21 protein-coding genes are annotated in these 18,585 nt (G+C 67.7%); 8 read left to right on the top strand and 13 right to left on the bottom strand.

Annotation, left to right across the window (positions count from 1 at the left end):
* Positions 1 to 214: 214 nt before the first annotated feature.
* Positions 215 to 1,753, top strand: a complete 1,539-nt coding sequence (locus GGQ62_RS07860; RefSeq protein ID WP_152578398.1) for a 2-isopropylmalate synthase — start codon at positions 215 to 217, stop codon at positions 1,751 to 1,753.
* 47 nt (positions 1,754 to 1,800) lie between these two features.
* Here GGQ62_RS07860 and GGQ62_RS07855 read toward each other — a convergent pair whose 3' ends face one another.
* The 9 genes from GGQ62_RS07855 to GGQ62_RS07815 form a co-directional block, all read right to left on the bottom strand.
* Positions 1,801 to 2,691: a hypothetical protein gene (locus tag GGQ62_RS07855; RefSeq protein WP_152578397.1), complete on the bottom strand. Its 891-nt coding sequence runs from the start codon at positions 2,689 to 2,691 to the stop codon at positions 1,801 to 1,803.
* A gap of 52 nt (positions 2,692 to 2,743) precedes the next feature.
* The gene (locus GGQ62_RS07850; protein ID WP_152578396.1) at positions 2,744 to 3,640 is read right to left on the bottom strand and encodes a hypothetical protein; all 897 of its coding nucleotides are present in this window, start codon (positions 3,638 to 3,640) and stop codon (positions 2,744 to 2,746) included.
* Positions 3,637 to 4,650: an AI-2E family transporter gene (locus GGQ62_RS07845; protein WP_167649527.1), complete on the bottom strand. Its 1,014-nt coding sequence runs from the start codon at positions 4,648 to 4,650 to the stop codon at positions 3,637 to 3,639. Before GGQ62_RS07845 ends, GGQ62_RS07850 begins: the two co-directional genes overlap by 4 nt.
* Positions 4,647 to 6,119 (bottom strand): alpha/beta hydrolase, encoded by a 1,473-nt coding sequence (locus GGQ62_RS07840; RefSeq protein WP_152578394.1) that lies wholly within the window; start codon positions 6,117 to 6,119, stop codon positions 4,647 to 4,649. The genes GGQ62_RS07845 and GGQ62_RS07840 overlap by 4 nt, the downstream gene beginning before the upstream one ends.
* Positions 6,120 to 6,143: 24 nt before the next feature.
* Complete coding sequence (locus GGQ62_RS07835; protein WP_207790566.1) at positions 6,144 to 6,497, bottom strand: SHOCT domain-containing protein; 354 nt, start codon at positions 6,495 to 6,497, stop codon at positions 6,144 to 6,146.
* Between the two features lie 132 nt (positions 6,498 to 6,629).
* Positions 6,630 to 6,869, bottom strand: coding sequence for a UvrB/UvrC motif-containing protein (locus GGQ62_RS07830; protein WP_152578392.1), 240 nt, complete (start codon positions 6,867 to 6,869; stop codon positions 6,630 to 6,632).
* Between the two features lie 77 nt (positions 6,870 to 6,946).
* Entirely contained in the window at positions 6,947 to 7,369 is a 423-nt protein-coding gene (gene copM, locus GGQ62_RS07825) for a CopM family metallochaperone (RefSeq protein WP_152578391.1), read from the bottom strand.
* Positions 7,369 to 9,387 (bottom strand): threonine--tRNA ligase, encoded by a 2,019-nt coding sequence (thrS, locus tag GGQ62_RS07820; RefSeq protein WP_152578390.1) that lies wholly within the window; start codon positions 9,385 to 9,387, stop codon positions 7,369 to 7,371. Before thrS ends, copM begins: the two co-directional genes overlap by 1 nt.
* Positions 9,388 to 9,473: 86 nt before the next feature.
* Positions 9,474 to 10,259 carry a DUF2189 domain-containing protein gene (locus GGQ62_RS07815; RefSeq protein ID WP_152578389.1) on the bottom strand — a complete coding sequence of 262 codons (786 nt, stop codon included), beginning with the start codon at positions 10,257 to 10,259 and terminating at the stop codon, positions 9,474 to 9,476.
* 107 nt (positions 10,260 to 10,366) lie between these two features.
* On the opposite strand from GGQ62_RS07815, the gene GGQ62_RS07810 reads away from it, so the two are divergent.
* From GGQ62_RS07810 to GGQ62_RS07785, 6 genes are all read left to right on the top strand, one after another.
* Entirely contained in the window at positions 10,367 to 11,116 is a 750-nt protein-coding gene (locus GGQ62_RS07810; RefSeq protein WP_152578388.1) for an alpha/beta hydrolase, read from the top strand.
* Positions 11,113 to 11,871 carry a tetratricopeptide repeat protein gene (locus tag GGQ62_RS07805; protein WP_152578387.1) on the top strand — a complete coding sequence of 253 codons (759 nt, stop codon included), beginning with the start codon at positions 11,113 to 11,115 and terminating at the stop codon, positions 11,869 to 11,871. Before GGQ62_RS07810 ends, GGQ62_RS07805 begins: the two co-directional genes overlap by 4 nt.
* A 120-nt stretch (positions 11,872 to 11,991) precedes the next feature.
* Complete coding sequence (locus GGQ62_RS07800) at positions 11,992 to 12,408, top strand: VOC family protein (protein ID WP_152578386.1); 417 nt, start codon at positions 11,992 to 11,994, stop codon at positions 12,406 to 12,408.
* Positions 12,408 to 12,683, top strand: a complete 276-nt coding sequence (locus GGQ62_RS07795) for a hypothetical protein (RefSeq protein WP_243446229.1) — start codon at positions 12,408 to 12,410, stop codon at positions 12,681 to 12,683. The genes GGQ62_RS07800 and GGQ62_RS07795 overlap by 1 nt, the downstream gene beginning before the upstream one ends.
* Entirely contained in the window at positions 12,680 to 13,411 is a 732-nt protein-coding gene (gloB, locus tag GGQ62_RS07790; RefSeq protein WP_152578385.1) for a hydroxyacylglutathione hydrolase, read from the top strand. Before GGQ62_RS07795 ends, gloB begins: the two co-directional genes overlap by 4 nt.
* Positions 13,412 to 13,754: 343 nt before the next feature.
* Positions 13,755 to 14,147, top strand: a complete 393-nt coding sequence (locus GGQ62_RS07785) for a hypothetical protein (RefSeq protein WP_152578384.1) — start codon at positions 13,755 to 13,757, stop codon at positions 14,145 to 14,147.
* Between the two features lie 17 nt (positions 14,148 to 14,164).
* Here GGQ62_RS07785 and gshB read toward each other — a convergent pair whose 3' ends face one another.
* The 4 genes from gshB to rsmI form a co-directional block, all read right to left on the bottom strand.
* Complete coding sequence (gene gshB, locus GGQ62_RS07780; RefSeq protein ID WP_152578383.1) at positions 14,165 to 15,121, bottom strand: glutathione synthase; 957 nt, start codon at positions 15,119 to 15,121, stop codon at positions 14,165 to 14,167.
* Between the two features lie 75 nt (positions 15,122 to 15,196).
* Entirely contained in the window at positions 15,197 to 15,991 is a 795-nt protein-coding gene (locus tag GGQ62_RS07775; protein ID WP_167649526.1) for a transglutaminase family protein, read from the bottom strand.
* Positions 15,991 to 16,365 (bottom strand): YraN family protein, encoded by a 375-nt coding sequence (locus tag GGQ62_RS07770; protein ID WP_152578381.1) that lies wholly within the window; start codon positions 16,363 to 16,365, stop codon positions 15,991 to 15,993. Before GGQ62_RS07770 ends, GGQ62_RS07775 begins: the two co-directional genes overlap by 1 nt.
* Positions 16,366 to 16,371: 6 nt before the next feature.
* Positions 16,372 to 17,235, bottom strand: coding sequence for a 16S rRNA (cytidine(1402)-2'-O)-methyltransferase (rsmI, locus tag GGQ62_RS07765; RefSeq protein ID WP_153401396.1), 864 nt, complete (start codon positions 17,233 to 17,235; stop codon positions 16,372 to 16,374).
* Between rsmI and GGQ62_RS07760 the strand changes: the two genes are divergently transcribed.
* Positions 17,236 to 18,552 (top strand): penicillin-binding protein activator, encoded by a 1,317-nt coding sequence (locus GGQ62_RS07760; protein ID WP_243446228.1) that lies wholly within the window; start codon positions 17,236 to 17,238, stop codon positions 18,550 to 18,552. It abuts the gene before it with no gap.
* Positions 18,553 to 18,585 lie beyond the last annotated feature (33 nt).

The raw sequence follows: 18,585 nt of genomic DNA, 5'->3' as shown, positions 1-18,585 counted from the left end.
GATTTCCGGACCGTTGCGCGGCGCGGCTGGACAGCCGCGCCCGAAATGTGCATGATCCGGCCATGTTCAGGAACAGCCTGCCCCTGCTTCGACTTACGCGCCCTTAGGCGCGACGTTTCCGCTCGCCCACCGGGCTTGAGCCACCGCGCCTGAGGGACCTTCCGCCAAGCTCGAGATGCTTAATCCGGAACCCGATTGAAGGCAGGCCAATCCCATGAACGACCATATCATGATTTTCGACACGACCTTGCGCGATGGCGAGCAATCGCCCGGCTGTTCGATGAATCTCGAAGAAAAGCTGAAAGTCGCGGCGCAACTGGAGGCGCTGGGGGTCGACGTCATTGAAGCCGGCTTCGCCATTGCCAGCGAAGGCGATTTCGAAGCGACCACCGCGGTTGCCAAACAGTGCGAGACGGCGATCGTCGCCAGCCTGGCGCGGGCCGCTTTCCCCGATATCGACCGCGCCTGGGCGGCGGTGCGCCATGCGCGACGGCCGCGCATCCACACGTTCATCGCGACGTCGCCGCTGCACATGCGCGCCAAGCTCAACAAGACGCCGGAAGACGTGCTCGACGCCATCGCCGCGTCAGTCGGCCGGGCGCGCAACCTGTGCGAGGATGTCGAATGGTCGGCGGAGGACGCGACACGCAGCGACCCGGACTTTCTGTGCCGCGCCGTCGAAATCGCCATCAAGGCGGGTGCGACGACGATCAACCTGCCCGACACGGTCGGCTATGCGACGCCGGAAACCTATGGCGCCATGTTCCGCGACGTCATCAACCGGGTGCCGGGCGCCGACAAGGCGATCCTTTCCACCCATTGCCACAACGACCTGGGGCTGGCGGTGGCCAATACGCTGGCGGCGATCATGGCCGGCGCGCGCCAGTGCGAGGCGACGATCAACGGCATCGGCGAGCGCGCCGGCAATGCCGCGATCGAGGAGATCGCGATGGCGATCCGGGTCCGGCACGATGTGCTGCCGGTGCGCACCGGCATCGTTTCCACCGAAATCACCAAGGCGTCGCGGCTGGTCAGCGGCATTACCGGCATGGCGGTGCAAGCCAACAAGGCGATCGTCGGCGCCAATGCCTTTGCGCATGAAAGCGGTATCCACCAGGACGGCATGCTCAAGGATTCGAGCACCTATGAGATCATGACGCCGGAAAGCGTCGGCATGGGCGCGACGAATCTGGTCCTCGGCAAGCATTCGGGCCGCGCGGCGTTCCGGCAGAAGTTGGCGGAAATGGGCTATGACCTGTCGGACAACGAGTTCGGTGACGCCTTCAAGCGCTTCAAGGATCTCGCCGACGCCAAGAAGCAGGTGTTCGACGAGGATATCGTCGCGCTGGTCGATGACCAGGTGCTGCGCGGCCATGATCGCATCCAGGTGACCGAAGTCGAAGTCTATTGCGGCAGCAACGGCCCGCAGCGGGCGATCCTGACGCTGAACATCGACGGCGCGGAGGCAACCGCGGCGGTGCGCGGCAACGGGCCGGTCGACGCGCTGTTCAACGCGGTGCGCAAGCTGGTGCCGCACGACGGCGCGACGCTGCAACTGTACCAGGTCCATGCCGTGACCGCCGGCACCGATGCGCAGGCGGAGGTCAGCGTGGTCTTGTCCGAGGACGGCCGCACCGCGCGTGGCACCGGTGCCCACACCGACACGCTGGTGGCGAGCGCCCGCGCCTATGTGAACGCGCTCAACAAGCTGGTGGTCAAGCGCGGGCGCAGCGCACTGGTGGCGGCAGGCTAGGGGTCGTCTTGTTTGCCGGAGCCGACTCCACTTGAATCAAAGGAACGCTAGGGCTTCATCGCCTTGGTCACGGCGCTGACCAACTGGCCGCGCTGGCGGTTGGCCTTGCGGTTGCCGGCCATGTGCGCCAGCGCGTCGAGATAGGCGCTGTCCCACGCCGTCAGCGGCTTTACGGTCTCGGTCGGCGGCGACGTGAACAGCGCCAGGATGCTCGGTACCGCGGGCGGAGTCACCGTCAGCGGCGTCGGCGCCAGCGTCACCATGGCAACATAATTTGCCACCGAATCGAGCGAATGGCCGGTGGTCAGGGGAATATCCACTGCCGCAGCGGCATAGATGATGCCGATGCTGAGGTGCGTATCGATAAGGCTGGAAGAATAGCTGTTGGTCGAGTCGGTCTGCGGGCCGCCGACGCCGGTGCCGGTACCATCGGCATTGACGAACTGCGCACCGGCAGTGGCGCTGGCGGTGCGGGTCATGCCGCTGCCATCGCTGCTGCCTGCCTGGGTTGCGTGCCACCAACGCACCGGCATCGGCGCTTCAAGCAGGCGCTTGCGATCCTCCGGGCTCACGCCTTCGGCGCTTAGCGGCTTCTTGCCGAGGATCGCGGCGACATCGCGGCGGGCGTCCTGCGAGAACCACACGATCAGATTGGGGGTGCAGCCGTTCGGCGCAACGGCGATCCTGGCTTCCTGCGCAACGGCTGCGATCCGGCGCGTGACGCGGGCCGCGACGGCATCTTCCACGCCGATGATCTTCGGGCAGATCGGTGCCTGCCAGCGCGCATATTGGCCTTGCACGGGCACCGGCAGCATATTGTCGACAAAGGCGCGTGCGGCGGGCGCAATCGCTTCCGGCGGCAATTTGTCGGCAGTGACGGTAACGTCGTCGGACGGTGCCGCCGCGGCGGCGAGCAAGGTCAACATGGACAGGATCATGGCGTCTCTCCCCGTTCGCGATCATGCCATCGACGGCGCAAGACTGGCAAGTTCACTCCGTCATTGCGTCGGCCAACCGCTTCGCCATCTCGCCGCGCTGGCCCTCGCCCTTGCGGTTCATCGGAATGCGGTAAAGTGCCGCCAGCCAGGCGCGGTCCCAGCCGCTGAGCGTTTCGGTGGCGCGTGCGGGGTTGCTGAATAGTGCCAGAATGCTTGGCACGCCCGGGGCAGGCGGGGGCAGTTGCATCGGCGCCAGCGCCGCGAGCGCCGCATAATCGGCGACAGCGTCGAGTGGCTTGCCGGTTGCCAGCGTCACATCGATGACGACGACGCCGCTGGTGACCCAGACCGCGGTGTTGGTATCGATAAGGCTGCTGCTGCGACTGTCGGTCATCACTGCATCGGGGCCGACGGGCAGTGCACTGCTGAGGGGAACGCCGCCGTCCGAAAGCGCCGACATCAGCGCGGCGCTGCCATTGGCGCTGGCGCGCTGGCCGTCGCGGTCGCGCAGTTCGTAACCATGCCACCAGCGCACCGGCAGCGTTGCACCGCGCAGTGTCGCCCGCTGGTCCGCATCCAGGCGCGCGATCTGGCGCGGCTGGCGCGCGGTGATGACGCGGGTGGTAGTGGCGGCATCTTCGGTGAAGACGATCTCGAGATTGGGCTTGCAGCCGGGCTTGGCGAGTTTGACCGCCGCTTCGGTGGCGACCGCGCTGATGCGGCGCGTCACGCGCGCGGCAAGGGCGTCGTCGACGCCGGCGACGCGGATACAGACCGGGTCGGCCCAGCGGCCATATTGGCCATGGACAGGCGTTGGCAGGACGTTGCGGACATAGGCGCGCGCCGCGGGTTCGATCGCTTCGGGAGCAAGCCGATCGGCGGTGACGGTGATCGTGTCGCTCGCCGGCGCAGCAGCGGTAAGCGCCAGCGCGAGCGCCACCCAGGTCATGCGCCAGCTTTGCCCGATAGCAGCGTCGCCACCCATCGGCTGCCCGGCAGCTGGTCGCAGACGGTGATCAGCAGGATGACGATCGGGACGCCCAGAAAGGCGCCGGGGATGCCCCAGAGCAAGCCCCAGAAGAACACCGCCAGCAGCACGACAAACGGCGACATCGACAATGCCGCACCGGCGAGGATGGGTTCCAGATAGCTGCCGATGACGAATTGTGCCGCGGTGACGGTGACCAGCACCAGCGCAGGCACCTGCCAGGCGCCGAACTGCGCCGCCGCAAAAATCGTCATCAGCACGACGACGATCAGCGGGCCGATGAAGGGCAGGAAGTTGAAGGCGAAGGCCATTACCCCCCAGGCGAGGGGCAGTTCGACGCCGAAAAAGGCCGCGAGCCCGGCCGTCGCGGCGCCGGTCAACACGCTCGCCAATGCCCGCACGGCCATGTAGCGACGGAACTTGGCGATGATGAGATGGCCGGTGGCGACCGCATCCCAACTGGCAGCGGGACCCTGGATCCGGGTGATTCGGCCCGGAATCTGGTCGGTTTCCTTCAATCCCAGCACGATGAAGACGAAGGCCAGCATGATGAAGCCGATGACCGTCTGCAAGCTGGCCGCACCCGCCCGCAGCGGCCCGGTGATCCAGGCGATTTCGAAGCGCTGCGCGAAGATGCCCGGCACGAAGATGTCATGGGTTTCCAGCCATATCCGCAAAGCCGTGTAGCTCGCCTGAAAGCGGCCGACATTGAGGATGACCCAGTGGCCGATCTCGCCGATGCTCCAGACGATCGCCAGCACCAGCAGGCCGAGCACGCCGAGGGTGACGACGATGGTGGCGAGCAGCGCCAGCCCGGCGGGCATGACGCGCCGCAACCGCGTCTGGAACGGCGCCGCCAGGGCGACGATGAACAGGGCAAAAGCGACCGGTTCCATGACCGACCGGGTCAGGAACAGCGCGGCGACGACGAGCAGCAGCGCGATGATGACCGGCGAGGCGCTGCGCGTCACGATGCGGCGCCGGCTGTGGGGGCAACGCGATCGGCGAGATAGGGGAAGAAGGGATTCCAGGACAGCCGCAGCAAGGTGTCGAGGCTGATCGACAGGGTGCCGCGTTCGCCGCGGGCCGCCAGGGTGCCGAGGTGGACGCCAAAGGCATCGCCGGGGTCGGGCGCGGCCCCGTAAAGGCCGTCGCTGGCGGGGAACGGCAGGGCGATATGGGTCAGCGAATAGATCTGCGGGGGAAATGCCAGGTCAAGCGGGCGAGTCACTGCTGTGGTGGCGCCGGCCGCCGTGGTGCGCTCCACCACGGCATCGACATCGGGGGCAGCGTTGGTGAGGATGGTGACGCGATAAGGGCGAGCTTTGGTCGGCAGCATCGTCGCCAGCCGCCCGGCCACGGCGGGGCGCAGCATCGGGCCGAAATCGGCATGGCGATTGATGTCGAAGATCACCAGCTCGCTGCCATTGGCGGGGAGATGATCGTAGAGATCATGGACCACCGCAGGCGTGCTGACCGTGCTGTCGACCAGCGACTGGAAGGTCAGCACCGGCGGCAGGCGCCGAATGCTGCCATCGGCGATGGCGCTGTCGATCGTATCCCTGAGGGCAGCGGTAAGGGCGAAGGACTCGCGCGCGGCATTGACCGGGAAACTATTGTATTTGAACGGATTATACTCAGGGACGATGTCGAGCCAAGCGGCCTTGGCAAAGGCCGGGAACACTGCCGGCCAGCCGGCGACACCGGCGAAGCGGGCGAATTCGGTCAGGCCGATCATCGGTGACAGCAGCACGATGCGCCGGGCCTGGGGCACGCTGGGGTCGGCGGCTGCCGCCAGCGCATGGTGCATCGCCAAGGCGCCGCCGTTCGAATAGCCAATGATGTCGATGGGCGCGGTGCCGGCGCGGCGCCGGGCTTCGCGCATGGCGAGACGGGTCGCCGCGGTCCACTCCTGCCACCGCGCCTTGGTCAGCGCGGCGGGCACCGTGCCATGGGCGGGCATGCGGATGCCGATCGCGGTCCAGCCGCGCGCCTGGTAAAGCAGGGCGACGTGGCGCAGGCTGTATGGCGCGTCGGTCAGGCCGTGGAGGAGAACGACAACGCCCGCCGATGGACCCGCGGGTTCCAGCACGAACGAGCGGTTCCAGTTGCGGACGAGGCGGGGCGGGTAGATCGGACTGCCGCGGAAATAGCGGTTGATCGGCAAGCGGTCGCCGGGCGGCAGACGTTGCGTGACCTCGGCGTCCACGAAGGCGAAGGCGCGATCCTCGGCGGCGAGATAGCCTTTCCAGTCGGTCGCGTCGATCGCCGCCGCGTCGAGCTCCGGCGGCACGCGCGTGTGCCAGGCGGCGATCGGCGCGGCAGGCGCCATCAGCCAGGCGTGGGTGAAGGTGCCGCCGATGACGAGCAGCAGGACCGCGGCCGCTGCCACGGCAACCCAGCGCAGCAGCCGTGCCGGCAGCGATCGCCGCGTTGCCATTGCAGGTGCGCCCGGCGCCGGCGATCAGCCGACGAGGCGCGCGCGCAGGCTGGCGTGTTCGTCCGCCGAAATGCTTCCGGCCGCCTTCAACCGGTCCAGCTTTTCAAGTTCGTCAGCGGCGCTGAAGCCGACGATCGAGCGCAGCTCGTCGCGCGCCTTTTCGGCCTGCGCCATGTTGCGCCTGGCCATGCCCGAACCCTGCGTCAGCAGATAGGCGAAGACGCCGAGATATGGCAGCAACACCAGGAAGATGACCCAGATGACCTTGGCAAAGCCGCCGACGTCATGGCGCCGGAACAGGTCACCCATCACCGTGATGAGCAACCAGAACCACATGATGAAGACAAAGATGATCAGGACATCGAGAAGAAACGTCATGAAGTCCATCGTGACATCACCTTGAAATGCAACACATCCCGATGGTCCCCCTTGGACCGGGATCGTAACGCATCTGTTCCATAACATAGGGGGTTGGTAAGTCAATTGCGCGCCGCCGCAGTCGTCAGAACGTCATTTTCGGCGGCCACGAGTCATCGGATCGGGTTTCTTGGGGCGCTGCCAGCCTTCGGGCGGCAGCGGCCGCGGATGCTGGGTGCCGATGCCCATGGCGCCGGGCACCTGGGCATGGATTTCCGACGGATCGAAGGCGAGGGCACGCAATTCGTCCCGCAGCTTGGCCGCGCGTTCGAAGTCGTTGGCGGCGGCGGCTGCCTGCATTTCGGCTTCCAGTCGTTCGCGGTTCGTCGCCATCAATTGCTCCTGCCCTGGTCCAGGGTGTGCAACGCCCGGAACCGGCGGGGCGATGCATGGCCAGGCGCAGTCCCGGCCTATTTGGCGTCCGGCATGGCGTGGCCCATCGCGTCATGGTCGACCGGCGTGGTGACGGTGGCAGGCGCGCCGCTGGCGGGCATTTCCGCCAGCCAGGCCTGCATCTGGTCGATTTCGGCGCGCTGGGCGGCGATAATCGCCTTGGCCAGTTCGCGCGCGCGCGGATCCTTGCCATGCTCCAGCTCGATCCGTGCCATGTCGATGGCACCTTCGTGGTGGGGGATCATGCCGGTCAGGAAGGCACGGTCGGGGTCGGCCGGGATCGCGCCCATCGCCTGGTGCATCCGATCGTTGGCGGCCTTGTAGGCGGTCTGCGCCGGGTTGAGCGCAGGTGGCCCGGCAGTGGTCTTGGTCTCGGTAGGCGCCTTGCTGCCGCAGGCAGCCACAAGGACAGCGATGGTCAGGACAAGCATGGAGCGCATCAAGACATCCGGCGCTTGAGATCGGGGGGCGTGGCTTCGGCGACAAGCAGCGCAACCGCCTCGTCGAGGCGCATGACACGCTGTTCGCCGCCGGCGAGCGAGCGCAGCGCGACGGTGCCTTCCTCGGCCTCGCGGCGACCAAGGACGAGCATGTAGCCGGCCTTGGACAGGCTGTGCTCCCGCACCTTCAGATTGATCTTCTCGTTGCGCAGGTCGGTTTCGGTGCGAATGCCGGCCTTTTGCAGCGCCGCCGCCACCGTCCCGGCATAGTCGTCGGCATCGGACACGATCGTCGCCACCACCGCCTGTACCGGTGTCAGCCACAGCGGGAAGCGGCCGGCGTGATGCTCGATGAGGATGCCGATGAAGCGTTCGAAGGTGCCGAGGATGGCGCGGTGGAGCATGATCGGCCGGTGGCGGTTGCCGTCCTCCGCGATATAGCTGGCGTCGAGCCGGTCGGGCAGGACGCGGTCGGACTGGATGGTGCCGACCTGCCACGTCCGCCCAATGGCGTCGGTCAGGTGGAATTCGAGCTTGGGGGCATAAAATGCGCCTTCGCCGGGCAGTTCCTCGAACCTGTCCTTGATCGACTGGCTGAGGCCTGAGAGCATCACCGCCTGGCGCAGCTCGTCCTCGGCCTGGTCCCACATCGCATCGCTGCCGAAGCGCTTGTCGGGGCGCAGCGCCAGCTTGACGGCGTAATCGTCGAAGCCGAGGTCGCGGTAGACACTGTCGAGCAGTTCGCAGAACCCCTGCACCTCGGCGATCAGCTGGTCTTCGCGGACGAAGATATGGGCATCGTCCTGGGTGAACTGGCGGACGCGCATGATGCCGTGGAGGGCGCCGTGCGGCTCGTTGCGGTGGCAGCAGCCGAATTCGGCCATGCGGATCGGCAGGTCGCGGTAGGATTTGATGCCCTGGCGGAAGATCAGCACATGGGCCGGGCAGTTCATCGGCTTCAGCGCCATCAGGTCGGCGGTGCCGCTGAACACCGCTGCATCGTCGTCGGTGTTGGGGATTTCGTCGGGAACGACGAACATGTTCTCGCGATATTTGCCCCAATGGCCCGATTGTTCCCACTGGCGGGCATCCATCAACTGCGGCGTCTTGACCTCGTCATAGCCGGCGGCGTCGAGCCGGCGGCGCATATAGGCCTCCAGCTGGCGCCACAGGATGAAGCCGCGCGGGTGCCAGAATACACTGCCCTGCGCCTCGGGCTGGAGGTGGAACAGGTCCATCTCCTGGCCGATCTTGCGATGGTCGCGCTTGGCGGCTTCCTCGATGCGCAGCAGATGCGCGTCGAGCTGCTTTTTGTTCAGCCAGCCGGTGCCGTAGATGCGGCTGAGCATCGCGTTGTTCTGGTCGCCGCGCCAATAGGCGCCCGACACGCGCGTCAGCTTGAAGCCGTTGGGGTCGAGCTTGCCCGTCGACGGCAGATGCGGGCCGCGGCACATGTCGAGCCACGCATCGGGCTGGTTGCCGGCGCGATAGATCGTCAGCGCCTCGCCATCGGGAAGCTCCGCCGCCCATTCGGCCTTGAAGGTTTCGCCATGGGCGTTGAAGTGGGCGATCAGCGCGTCGCGGGTCCATTCCTCGCGCACCAGCGGTTCATTGCGCGCGATGATGGCGCGCATTTCGGCCTCGATTCCGGGCAGGTCTTCCTCGGTGAACGGCCGGTCCTTCGGCGCAAAGTCATAATAGAAGCCGTCGTCGGTCGACGGTCCGAAAGTGATCTGCGTGCCCGGAAACAGGTGCTGGACGGCTTCGGCGAGCACATGGGCATAGTCGTGGCGGGCAAGTTCGAGCGCTTCGGCCTCGTCCTTTGCCGTCACCAGTGAAAGCCGGGCATCGGCGAGAATGGGGCGCGACAGGTCGACGAGTTCGTCGTTGACGCGGGCGGCGAGGGCCGCCTTCAACAGGCCGGGGCCGATGCTGGCCGCCACATCGGCGCCGGTGGTGCCGCGCGGCAGGTCGCGCACGGAACCGTCGGGAAGCGTCAGCTGGATGAGATCGGACATTGAAAACGGGCCTGTGGCGCCGGAAGTGGCGCGGGCGCCACCTGCGGCAAGGCAGGGCGCGAAGTCAATCGGCGATGGCGCGCGCGTCAGCGCTCCACGGCGCGGGAATAGAGGTGCCAGGTGGCGTAGCCAAGCACCGGCAGGGCGATCATCAATCCGACGAACAGCGGCACCGCCGCGGCAAGCAGGATGACCCCGACGCGAATGCCCCAGCCGATCATCACGACCGGGCTGCGCAGAAAGGCGCGCACCGAGGTGGCGACGGCGGCGCTGGCGTCGACGCCGGTGGTCGATTTGTCGACGACCATCGGGAAGCTGAAGGCACTGAGCGCCAGGGTCACGACGGCGAACAGCGCACCGACCATGTTGCCGACGACGATCAGCGTCAGGCCCTGCGGCGTGCCGAACAGATCGCGCAGGAAGGCAGTGGTGTCGGCAGGCGCAAGCGTGCCGAGCGTGGCGCTGTAGATGGCCTGCGCCGCGCCCATCCAGGCGAGGAAGATCGCCGCCAGCATGAAGGTCAGCATGGCGATCGGTAGCCGCGACCGACCCTTCAGCGGATCGAGGAAATGCCACCAGCTGGCGTCGAGCCGGGCTTCGCGGCGGCGGGCGATTTCATAGAATCCGGCGGCTGCGATCGGCCCGACGAGCGCGAACCCGGCCGCGAGCGGGAAGATCAACGGCATCAGGTTGGTGTTGAAGGCAAATACCGAGGCGAGCACGCCGACGAGCGGATAGATGAACGGCAACAGGATAAGGTCGCCGCGTTTGGCCTTGAAGTCTGACCAGCCTTCGGCAAGCGCCCAGGACAGGTCATCGGTGGTCAGGCTGCGCACCGGTGCGGTATCCGGTGGTGACATTGTGAGGTCCATTGCGTGCTCCTTCGGGAAGGCCAGCGGGACTCGACGGTCAGTGACGCGATGATACGCCGATCGGACGCGGGTGCAATGGCAGTGGGTTATGCGCTAACAGCTGGGCCATGACGATGATGCAGATGATGGACCACCAGGGTGTGCAACTGGCATTCCGGCATGTCGCGGGGGCGGGGCCGCTGCTGGTGTTCCTGCCCGGCTATATGTCCGACATGACGGGATCGAAGGCGCAGGCGCTGGCGGACTGGGCGACGGCGGCGGGTCGGGCGTCCCTGCGGCTCGACTATTCGGGGTGCGGTGCCAGCGGCGGCGACTTTCTCGACGGGTCGATCGGGCGCTGGACGGGTGACGCGGCGGCGGTCATCGACCATGTTGCGCCCGGCCTGCCGGTGGTGCTGGTCGGGTCGTCGATGGGCGGATGGGTGGCGTTGCGGCTTGGCGAAAGGCTCCGGCACCGGCTGGCGGGGCTGGTCGGGGTGGCGGCCGCGCCCGATTTCACCGACTGGGGGCTGGACATGACCGACGCCGACCGCGCGGCGCTGGCGGCGCAGGGCTGGTTCGCCCGGCCTAGCGACTATGACGGCGACGGCTATCGCTATTCCCGGGCGTTGATCGCCGATGCACCGACGCAGCGCGTGCTGGGCGGTGCCATCGCCATCGATGCACCGGTGACGCTGCTCCATGGCCAGCGCGACGATGCGGTGCCGTGGCGGTTGAGCCTCGATATCGCCGAGCGGCTGCGTTCGGACCGGGTTAAGGTCACTTTGGTCAAGGATGGCGACCATCGGTTGTCGCGCCCGCAGGACATCGCCCTGCTGATCGCCGCCGTTGCCGAAATGACCGGAGAGACAGCGTGATCCTGCTGACACTGATGTTGATGGCTGCACCGCCGGAAGGCGTGACGGCGGGGCCGATGGCCGGTGATCGCAGCCGCTACAATGCCTGTCTGGCGCTCGCCAAATCGGCACCGGAACGCGCCATCGAAACGGCGCAGGCCTGGCGGATCGAAAACGGCGGCACCGGGGCGGTGCACTGCCTCGCCCTGGCGCAGTTTCAACGCAAGGATTACACGGCGGCGTTCCGCAGTTTCGAAGCAGCGGCGCAGGCGTCGCAGCGCGCCGGCGACGGCCAGGCGGTTGTCCTGCTGAGCCAGGGCGCCGATGCGGCGCTGCTTGCCGGGCAACCCGAAGCCGCCGTCAAATTCCTGGGTGAAGCGATCGACGGTGCCGGAACCGCGATCAGTCCGCGAGTCGAAGCGGCGCTGCGCGTCACCCGCGCCGAAGCCCTCGTTGACCTCAAGCGCGACAAGGAAGCCGCGGCCGACCTCGATCGCGCGACGGCGATCGACGGCCAGGTGGCCGATGGCTGGCTGTTGAAGGCCACGCTGGCGCGGCGCATGGGCGACCTGAAAACGGCCGAGGCAGCGATCCTGGCGGCGGCAGGGCAAAGCCCCGACAGCGCCGAAGTCCAGTATGAGGCAGGCAATATCGCCGCGGCACAGGGCAATATGGAGCTGGCGAAAACCGCGTGGACGGCGGCGGCGAGCGCAGGGGCCGATTCGATGGCCGGCGCCGCGGCTGCAAAGGCGCTGCAGGCAGCGGCGCGTCCCTGACACCCTGCGGGTGGTCGCAATTTGGCGCAAGGGTTGTTAGATTGCCCGCGAACGGTTTGCCCTTCCCGTGACGTCTTTCCGGGTTCGTGCAGTCCGGATCGAGGTCTTGAAGGAACGACGATGAAATATCTCCACACCATGATCCGCGTGTCGGACGTGCCGGCAACGCTGCATTTCTTCGACCTGCTGGGGCTGAAGGAGGTGCGGCGTATCGATAATGAAGGCGGGCGCTTTACGCTGATCTTCCTGGCGGCGCCGGGGGACGAAAGCGCCCAGGTCGAACTGACCCACAATTGGGATGAAAGCGGCTATACCGGCGGGCGCAACTTCGGCCATCTGGCCTATGCGGTCGACGACATCTACGCCACATGCCAGCGGCTGCAGGACGGCGGCGTCACCATCAACCGGCCGCCGCGCGACGGGCACATGGCGTTCGTGCGGTCGCCCGACGGCATTTCGGTCGAGCTGCTGCAGGCGGGCCCCCGCCTCGCGCCGGCCGAGCCCTGGGCATCGATGGCCAACACCGGCAGCTGGTGATGACGAGCGACCTGTCCATCGTCACGCAGGGTGCCGTCGCCACCGGCGCCACCGCCACCGGTGCAACGGCGACGGGGGCGAGCGCCACGGGCAGTTCGGCGCTGGGCGCGGCGGCGGTCGGGGCGCTGGCGGTGGGCGCTTTTGCCATCGGAGCGCTGGCGATCGGGCGGCTGGTCGTCGGGCGCCTGCGGGTGCGGCGGGCGCGCATCGATGACCTCGCCATCGGCACGCTGCGCGTCGATCGGCTGGTGGTCGGCGGAAGGGAATGGCCATGACGCTGGAGATCGTCCAGATTCCCGTGCTCAGCGACAATTATGTCTATCTGGCGCATGATGCGGCAAGCGGCGACACCGCCGTCATCGATCCGGCCGTTGCCGAACCGGTGCTGGCGGCCGCTGCCGAACGCGGCTGGACAATCAGCCAGATCCTCAACACCCACTGGCACCCCGATCATGTCGGCGGCAACCTGGCCATTGTCGCTGCCACCGGCGCGAAGGTGACGGGTCCGCGCGGCGAGGCAGCGCGGATTCCCGGCATCGACCGGGCCGTGGGTGACGGTGACACGGTGGCGGTCGGTGCTTCCGTGGCGCGGGTGTTCGATGTCGGGGCGCATACCGCCGGGCATATCGCCTATGCCTTCGACCGTGACGGCGTGCTGTTTCCGGGCGACACGCTGTTCGCCATGGGATGCGGACGGTTGTTCGAGGGCACGCCCGCCGACATGTTCGCGGCGCTGGGCAAGCTGATGGCGCTGCCCGATGCGACCCGGGTGTATTGCGCGCACGAATACACCCAGAGCAATGCGCGATTTGCCGTGACTGTGGAGCCTGAAAATGCGGCGCTTGCGGCGCGCGCCGTGTCAGTCGGCGCGCGCCGCGCACGCGCTTTGCCAACGGTCCCGTTCACCATTGGCGAAGAGCGTGCAACCAATCCCTTCGTCCGCGCCCGCGATGCGACCGAGCTCGGTCTGCGGCGTGCGGCGAAGGACAGCTTCGCAAGCTGAATATTTCTCCACGGTTAACGCGTACTGCCTGTTCGCGTGCCGCACGCTGCGTTCTCTGCAGGGTCCGACGGGATGGCTCGGGTGCGTCAAACCACATCGCCTTGCACCTGTTTCCTCGACGTGACGGCGTTATCCGGATTTCGACCGTGCCGTTACCCCCGTTCGGGGGGTATGCGCGCTTGGGTTATCCGGCCCATGCTGACCGAATCTGAGCGCGCAAAGGACCCTGATGCGCCGCACAGCGCGCGTCCGCCCGCGCGAGGCCGCCGGCCGGTGGGCTTTACGGCATTGGCGCAGGCGGCCGCGCGGTGATACGCTGTCAGGGGGGCAGAAAAGGATTGCGATGCAACGACTCGACCGCCTGCTGATTGTCGCGCTGGGCTGCGCTGTGGCGGCACCCGCCTTGAGCGCGCCGGCCCCGGCGCCGGCTCAGGCTGGGCAAGCGCGTGCCGATGCCGCGCCCGAAACGCAGCTGTGCCTGGAAAACAGGGCGTTGCGGGCCAAGGAACTGTCCGCCACCCACGGCTATTATGTGCGCACGTCGCAGGGTTGGTGGCGCAATACCGGGCCAGCCTGTCCGGCCTATGGCCCAAATCGCGCGCTGGCGACGCAATCGACGCAGAATCGCCAGTGCCGGGGCGATGTCGTCAATGTGTTCGACCCCTTCAGCCGCATCCAGTTCGGCGGCTGTGTGCTGGGGGCGTGGGAACGCGTGTCAGGGCCGCCCAAGAACTGACTGCCGCGGCGCAGCCGTCAGGTCCGGGCGGCGTGGCGCGCTTCGATGGCGTCCCAGATGCGCGCCGGCGTGTTGGTGCCGTTGAAGCGGTCGATCGCGACGATCCCGGTGGGCGAAGTGACGTTGATCTCGGTCAGATGGCCGGCGATGACGTCGATGCCGACGAAGACCAGCCCGCGGGCCTTCAGCTCCGGCCCGATACGCGCGCAGATCTCGGCTTCGCGGGGTGTCAGCTCGGTGGCGTGCGCCGCGCCGCCGGCGGCGAGGTTGGAGCGGATTTCCCCCGATTTGGGCAGGCGATTGATGGCGCCGGCGGGTTCGCCATCGACAAGGACGATGCGCTTGTCGCCCGCGCTGACCTGCGGGATGAAAGCCTGGACCATGAAGGGTTCGTTCCAAACCGTGCCGAACAATTCGACGAGCGCCGGCAAATTGCCGTCGGCCGTGTCGATGAGGAACACCGCGGTTCCGGCATTGCCGTAGAGCGGCTTGACGACGACGGCGCCGTGGCGGGCGCGAAAGTCCATCGCTTCATCGAGGCTGCGGGTGACGAGCGTCGGCGGCATCAGGTCGGGATAGCGCAGCACGAACAGCTTTTCGGGGGCGTTGCGGACCTCGGCCGGATCATTGACCACCAGCGTTTCGGGCTGGACCATCTCCAGCAGGTGGGTGGCGGTGATATAGCCCATGTCGAACGGCGGGTCCTGCCGCATCAGGACGACATCGGCATCCTCGCCCAGGTCGAGCGTGGCGGTGTCGCCGGCCCAGGCGAAATGCGCGCCCTTTTCGGGGCGCACGGTGAGCGGCCGGGCGCGGGCGCGGACACGGCCGTTTTCGGCGGACAGCGCCGTGGCGAGATAATGATGAAGGCTGTGGCCGCGCTTTTGCGCCTCCAGCATCAGCGCGAAGGTCGAATCACCGCCAATGTTGACGGCTTCGATGGGGTCCATCTGGACGGCGATGCGAAGAGACATGGAGCTTCCTGAACAGCGGCGTGCGGCTGCGGTAGCGCCTGGCGCCGGCGCCCGCCACCCCTGGCGGCAGCGCTGTCAGCTTTCGGAGCGGGCGAGCGCTGCCAGCGCGGCCTGGATGCGGCGCGACATGGCGGTGTCGTGGGTGGTTTCCAGCATCGCCGTCAGGCTGCCCCGCGCCGCGTTGTTGTGGCCGAGCAACTGTTCGAGCCGGGCGCGCTCCCACCACAGGCTCGACAGACGCGGCGCGATGGCGGTCATCCGTTCATACAGCCGCAGGGCGCGGACGGTGTCGCCGCCGCTGCGAGCGCGACTGGCCTGGTTGGTGATGAGGCGGATGAGCAGCTGACGGTTGGTCATCGGTTCGAACCGGGCCGTTGCGGCGTCGCCGCCGCCGTGGCGGGCGATTTCGACGGCGCGGTCGCGGGATATCCCCATGCCATGGTCGAACGGGTCGATCAGCGCGGTGTCGACGCCGCCCTTGATCTCGACGATGACATGGCCCGGCAGGTTGAGCGCGTTGGCGCGCCAGCCTACGCGGCGGGCGAGCGCGACATAGAGGATCGACAGAGCGACCGGCAGGCCGCGGCCGCGCTCGACCACGGCAATGAGATCGGCATTGAGCGGATTGTCGTAATCGTCGCTGGCGCCGGTCAGTCCCGCCTCGCTGGCGATGAGGTTGGAAAGGCGGCGGGCGCGGCCGGAGCCCGACACGGGGGGCGTGTCGCGCTGGAGGGCGATCGCCCAGCCGCTGACCAGCCGCCGCAGCCGCGACGCATCGGCTTCGGGCCGGTCGGCGCGGGCCAGGGCAATGCCGGCTTCGACGAGGTCGATATCGCCATCGTCGAGCAAGCCCAGATCGTTCAACTCCATCACATACGCTCCCGCCAGATCGCCACCATATGGACTGGCCACCCCCATGGCCGCACCAGCACCGCATCGATCCGCGTAGTGGTGCAGCCAGCGCCGAAACGGGGGGCAAGCACGCGCGACGCGGCTTCGATCCGCCGCAATGCAGCAGGATGCAGCGCAAATATCGCGCTGTCGAGTGTTCGCCGCGCCTTGACCTCGACAAATACCAGCGAGTCCCGTTGGCGGGCAACGATATCAATCTCTCCGGCCGGGGTGCGCACGCGCCGCGCAACAATATGATAGCCCTTGGCGCGCAAAAACCAGGCGGCGATGGTTTCGGCGCGGCGGCCACGCCGGTCGTTGCGCCGGCGCGCGGCCGAATCGGGGCGCTTCATGGGTGTTCAGTTCCGTTTCAACGCCAGTGCGCGCGCGTAAACGGTCGCCCGCGGCAGTTTCAGAGCGGCGCTGACACTAGCGACGGCCGTCTTCACGCTGGCGTCGGCGAGCGCTGCAAGCAGCGCCGCATCAAGTGTTTCGGCGTCCGCTGCCGGGGCGGCGCCGGGTGGTGCGATGGTGATGACGATTTCCCCGCGCGGCGGTGCGTCGACATAGCGGGTGGCAAGCTCGCTCAGGCGGCCGGTGACGGTCTCCTCGAAGCGCTTGGTAAGCTCGCGGCCCACGGCGGCGTCACGATCCCCAAGGCCCTGGGCCAGCGCCGCAAGGCTGGCGGCGAGGCGGGGCCCCGATTCGTACAACACGAGCGTGGCGCGGATCTCGGCAAGCTCGGCGATAGCGGTGGCGCGGGCGCCGGCCTTGGCCGGCAGGAATCCGGCGAACAGGAAACGGTCGGTCGGCAGGCCGGCAAGGGTCAGCGCGGCGATCGCGGCGCAGGGACCGGGGACGGTGACAATGTTGACGCCGGCGGCCCGGGCATCGCGCACCAGCTTGAAGCCGGGGTCGGAGATCAGCGGCGTGCCGGCATCCGATGTCAGGGCCACGGGTTCCTGCAGGGCGCGCGCGACGATGGCGCGCCGGACGCCGTCGTCGCTATGGTCGTGATAGGCGAGCATGGGGACGCGCGCGCCGATGTGGTGGAGCAAGCGCGCCGTTACCCGGCTGTCTTCGGCGGCGATCAATGCCACCCGCGCCAGCGTGGCAGCGGCGCGGGGCGACAGGTCGCCAAGATTGCCGATCGGCGTGGCGACGATGTAAAGCCCCGCGTCAAGAGCCGCTGGTGATTCGATGGACGGTTCGGGAGAGTGCAAATGGTGTTCCTGAATAGCGGCGTGGCCACCGGCTCGGGTGGCGGCGACGCCCGCAACATAATGAACGCGCAAGGTCGGCACACGCAAGCATCGCGGCGGGGTGCCGCCCTTGCCATCACGCTGGCGCTGCTCGCATCCGCCTGCGCGACACCCCGGAAAACCGGGGTGCAGACGCCGCCGCCGCCCGCCGCGGCGCCTGACAAGGCCGCCCCGGCGCCGCTGCCGGAGGCGGCGCAGAACCGCGTCGCGCTGCTGGTGCCGTTGACCGGGTCGAACGCACCGGTGGGCCAGTCGATTGCCAATGCCGCCAACATGGCGCTGCTCGATGCCGGCAACGCCCGCGTCAACCTGCGGGTCTATGATACCGCCCAGGGGGCGGAAGCAGCGGCAGCGCGGGCATTGGCGGAAGGCGCCGGGCTGTTTCTGGGGCCGTTGCTGGCCGGCGATGTGCGCGCCGTGCAGGCGGTGGCGGCGACCAAGGCAATCCCGGTCATCAGCTTTTCCAACGATGCCAGCGTTGCCGGCGGCGATGTCTATGTGATGGGGTTCCAGCCGGCACAATCGATCGCCCGGTCGGTCAGCTATGCGCGCAGCCGCGGCATCGACCGATTCGCGGCGTTGGTGCCGGCCGGTGTCTATGGCCAGCGGGCGCAGACCGCCTTCGTGCGCGCGGTGGAAGCGGCAGGTGGCCGCTCGACCGCTGTCGCAAGCTATCCGCGCGACCCGGCCAAGATGCTGGCGGCGGCACGCAGCGTCACTGCCTATGACGCGCGCACCAAGGCCGGCAAGCCGGTGATCCGTCCCGATGGCACGGTGGCGGCGGCAACGCCGGCACCGCTGCCGTTCCAGGCGCTGCTGATCGCCGACAGCGGCAGCGTGGCGGCGCAATTGATGCCGGCGCTGAACAAGATGGGCGTGACGCCGGGCGTCGCAATCGTCATGGGCACCGAATTGTGGAACAACGAACCGGCGCTGGCCAATGTCGGCTCGCTGCGCGGGGCGCTGTTCGCGTCGGTGTCCGACGAACGGTTCCGCAAGCTGGCGGAACGCTATCGCGCCAAATTCGGCAGCAATCCGTCGCGGCTGGCGAGTTTCGGCTATGATTCGGTGCTGCTGGTCAACAGCCTTGCCGGCAATTGGGTGCTCGACACGCCATTCCCGCGCGCCGCGCTGGGCAGCCGCGATGGCTTTGCGGGGATCGACGGTGCATTCCGCTTTGGCGCCGGCAACGTCGCGGAACGGATGCTGGAGGTCCAGCAGGTCGGCACCGGAGTGATCAACACGGTGTCGCCGGCGCCGAAGGGATTCGGGTCTTAACGCCGGCGTGACGCCGTGGGGAGGCAGGAATTG

The organism is Polymorphobacter fuscus, assembly GCF_011927825.1.
GTDB classification, from domain to species: domain Bacteria; phylum Pseudomonadota; class Alphaproteobacteria; order Sphingomonadales; family Sphingomonadaceae; genus Sandarakinorhabdus; species Sandarakinorhabdus fusca.
The sequence above is the reverse complement of the archived record's forward strand: the minus strand, read 5'-3'. Positions and strand labels throughout refer to the sequence as shown.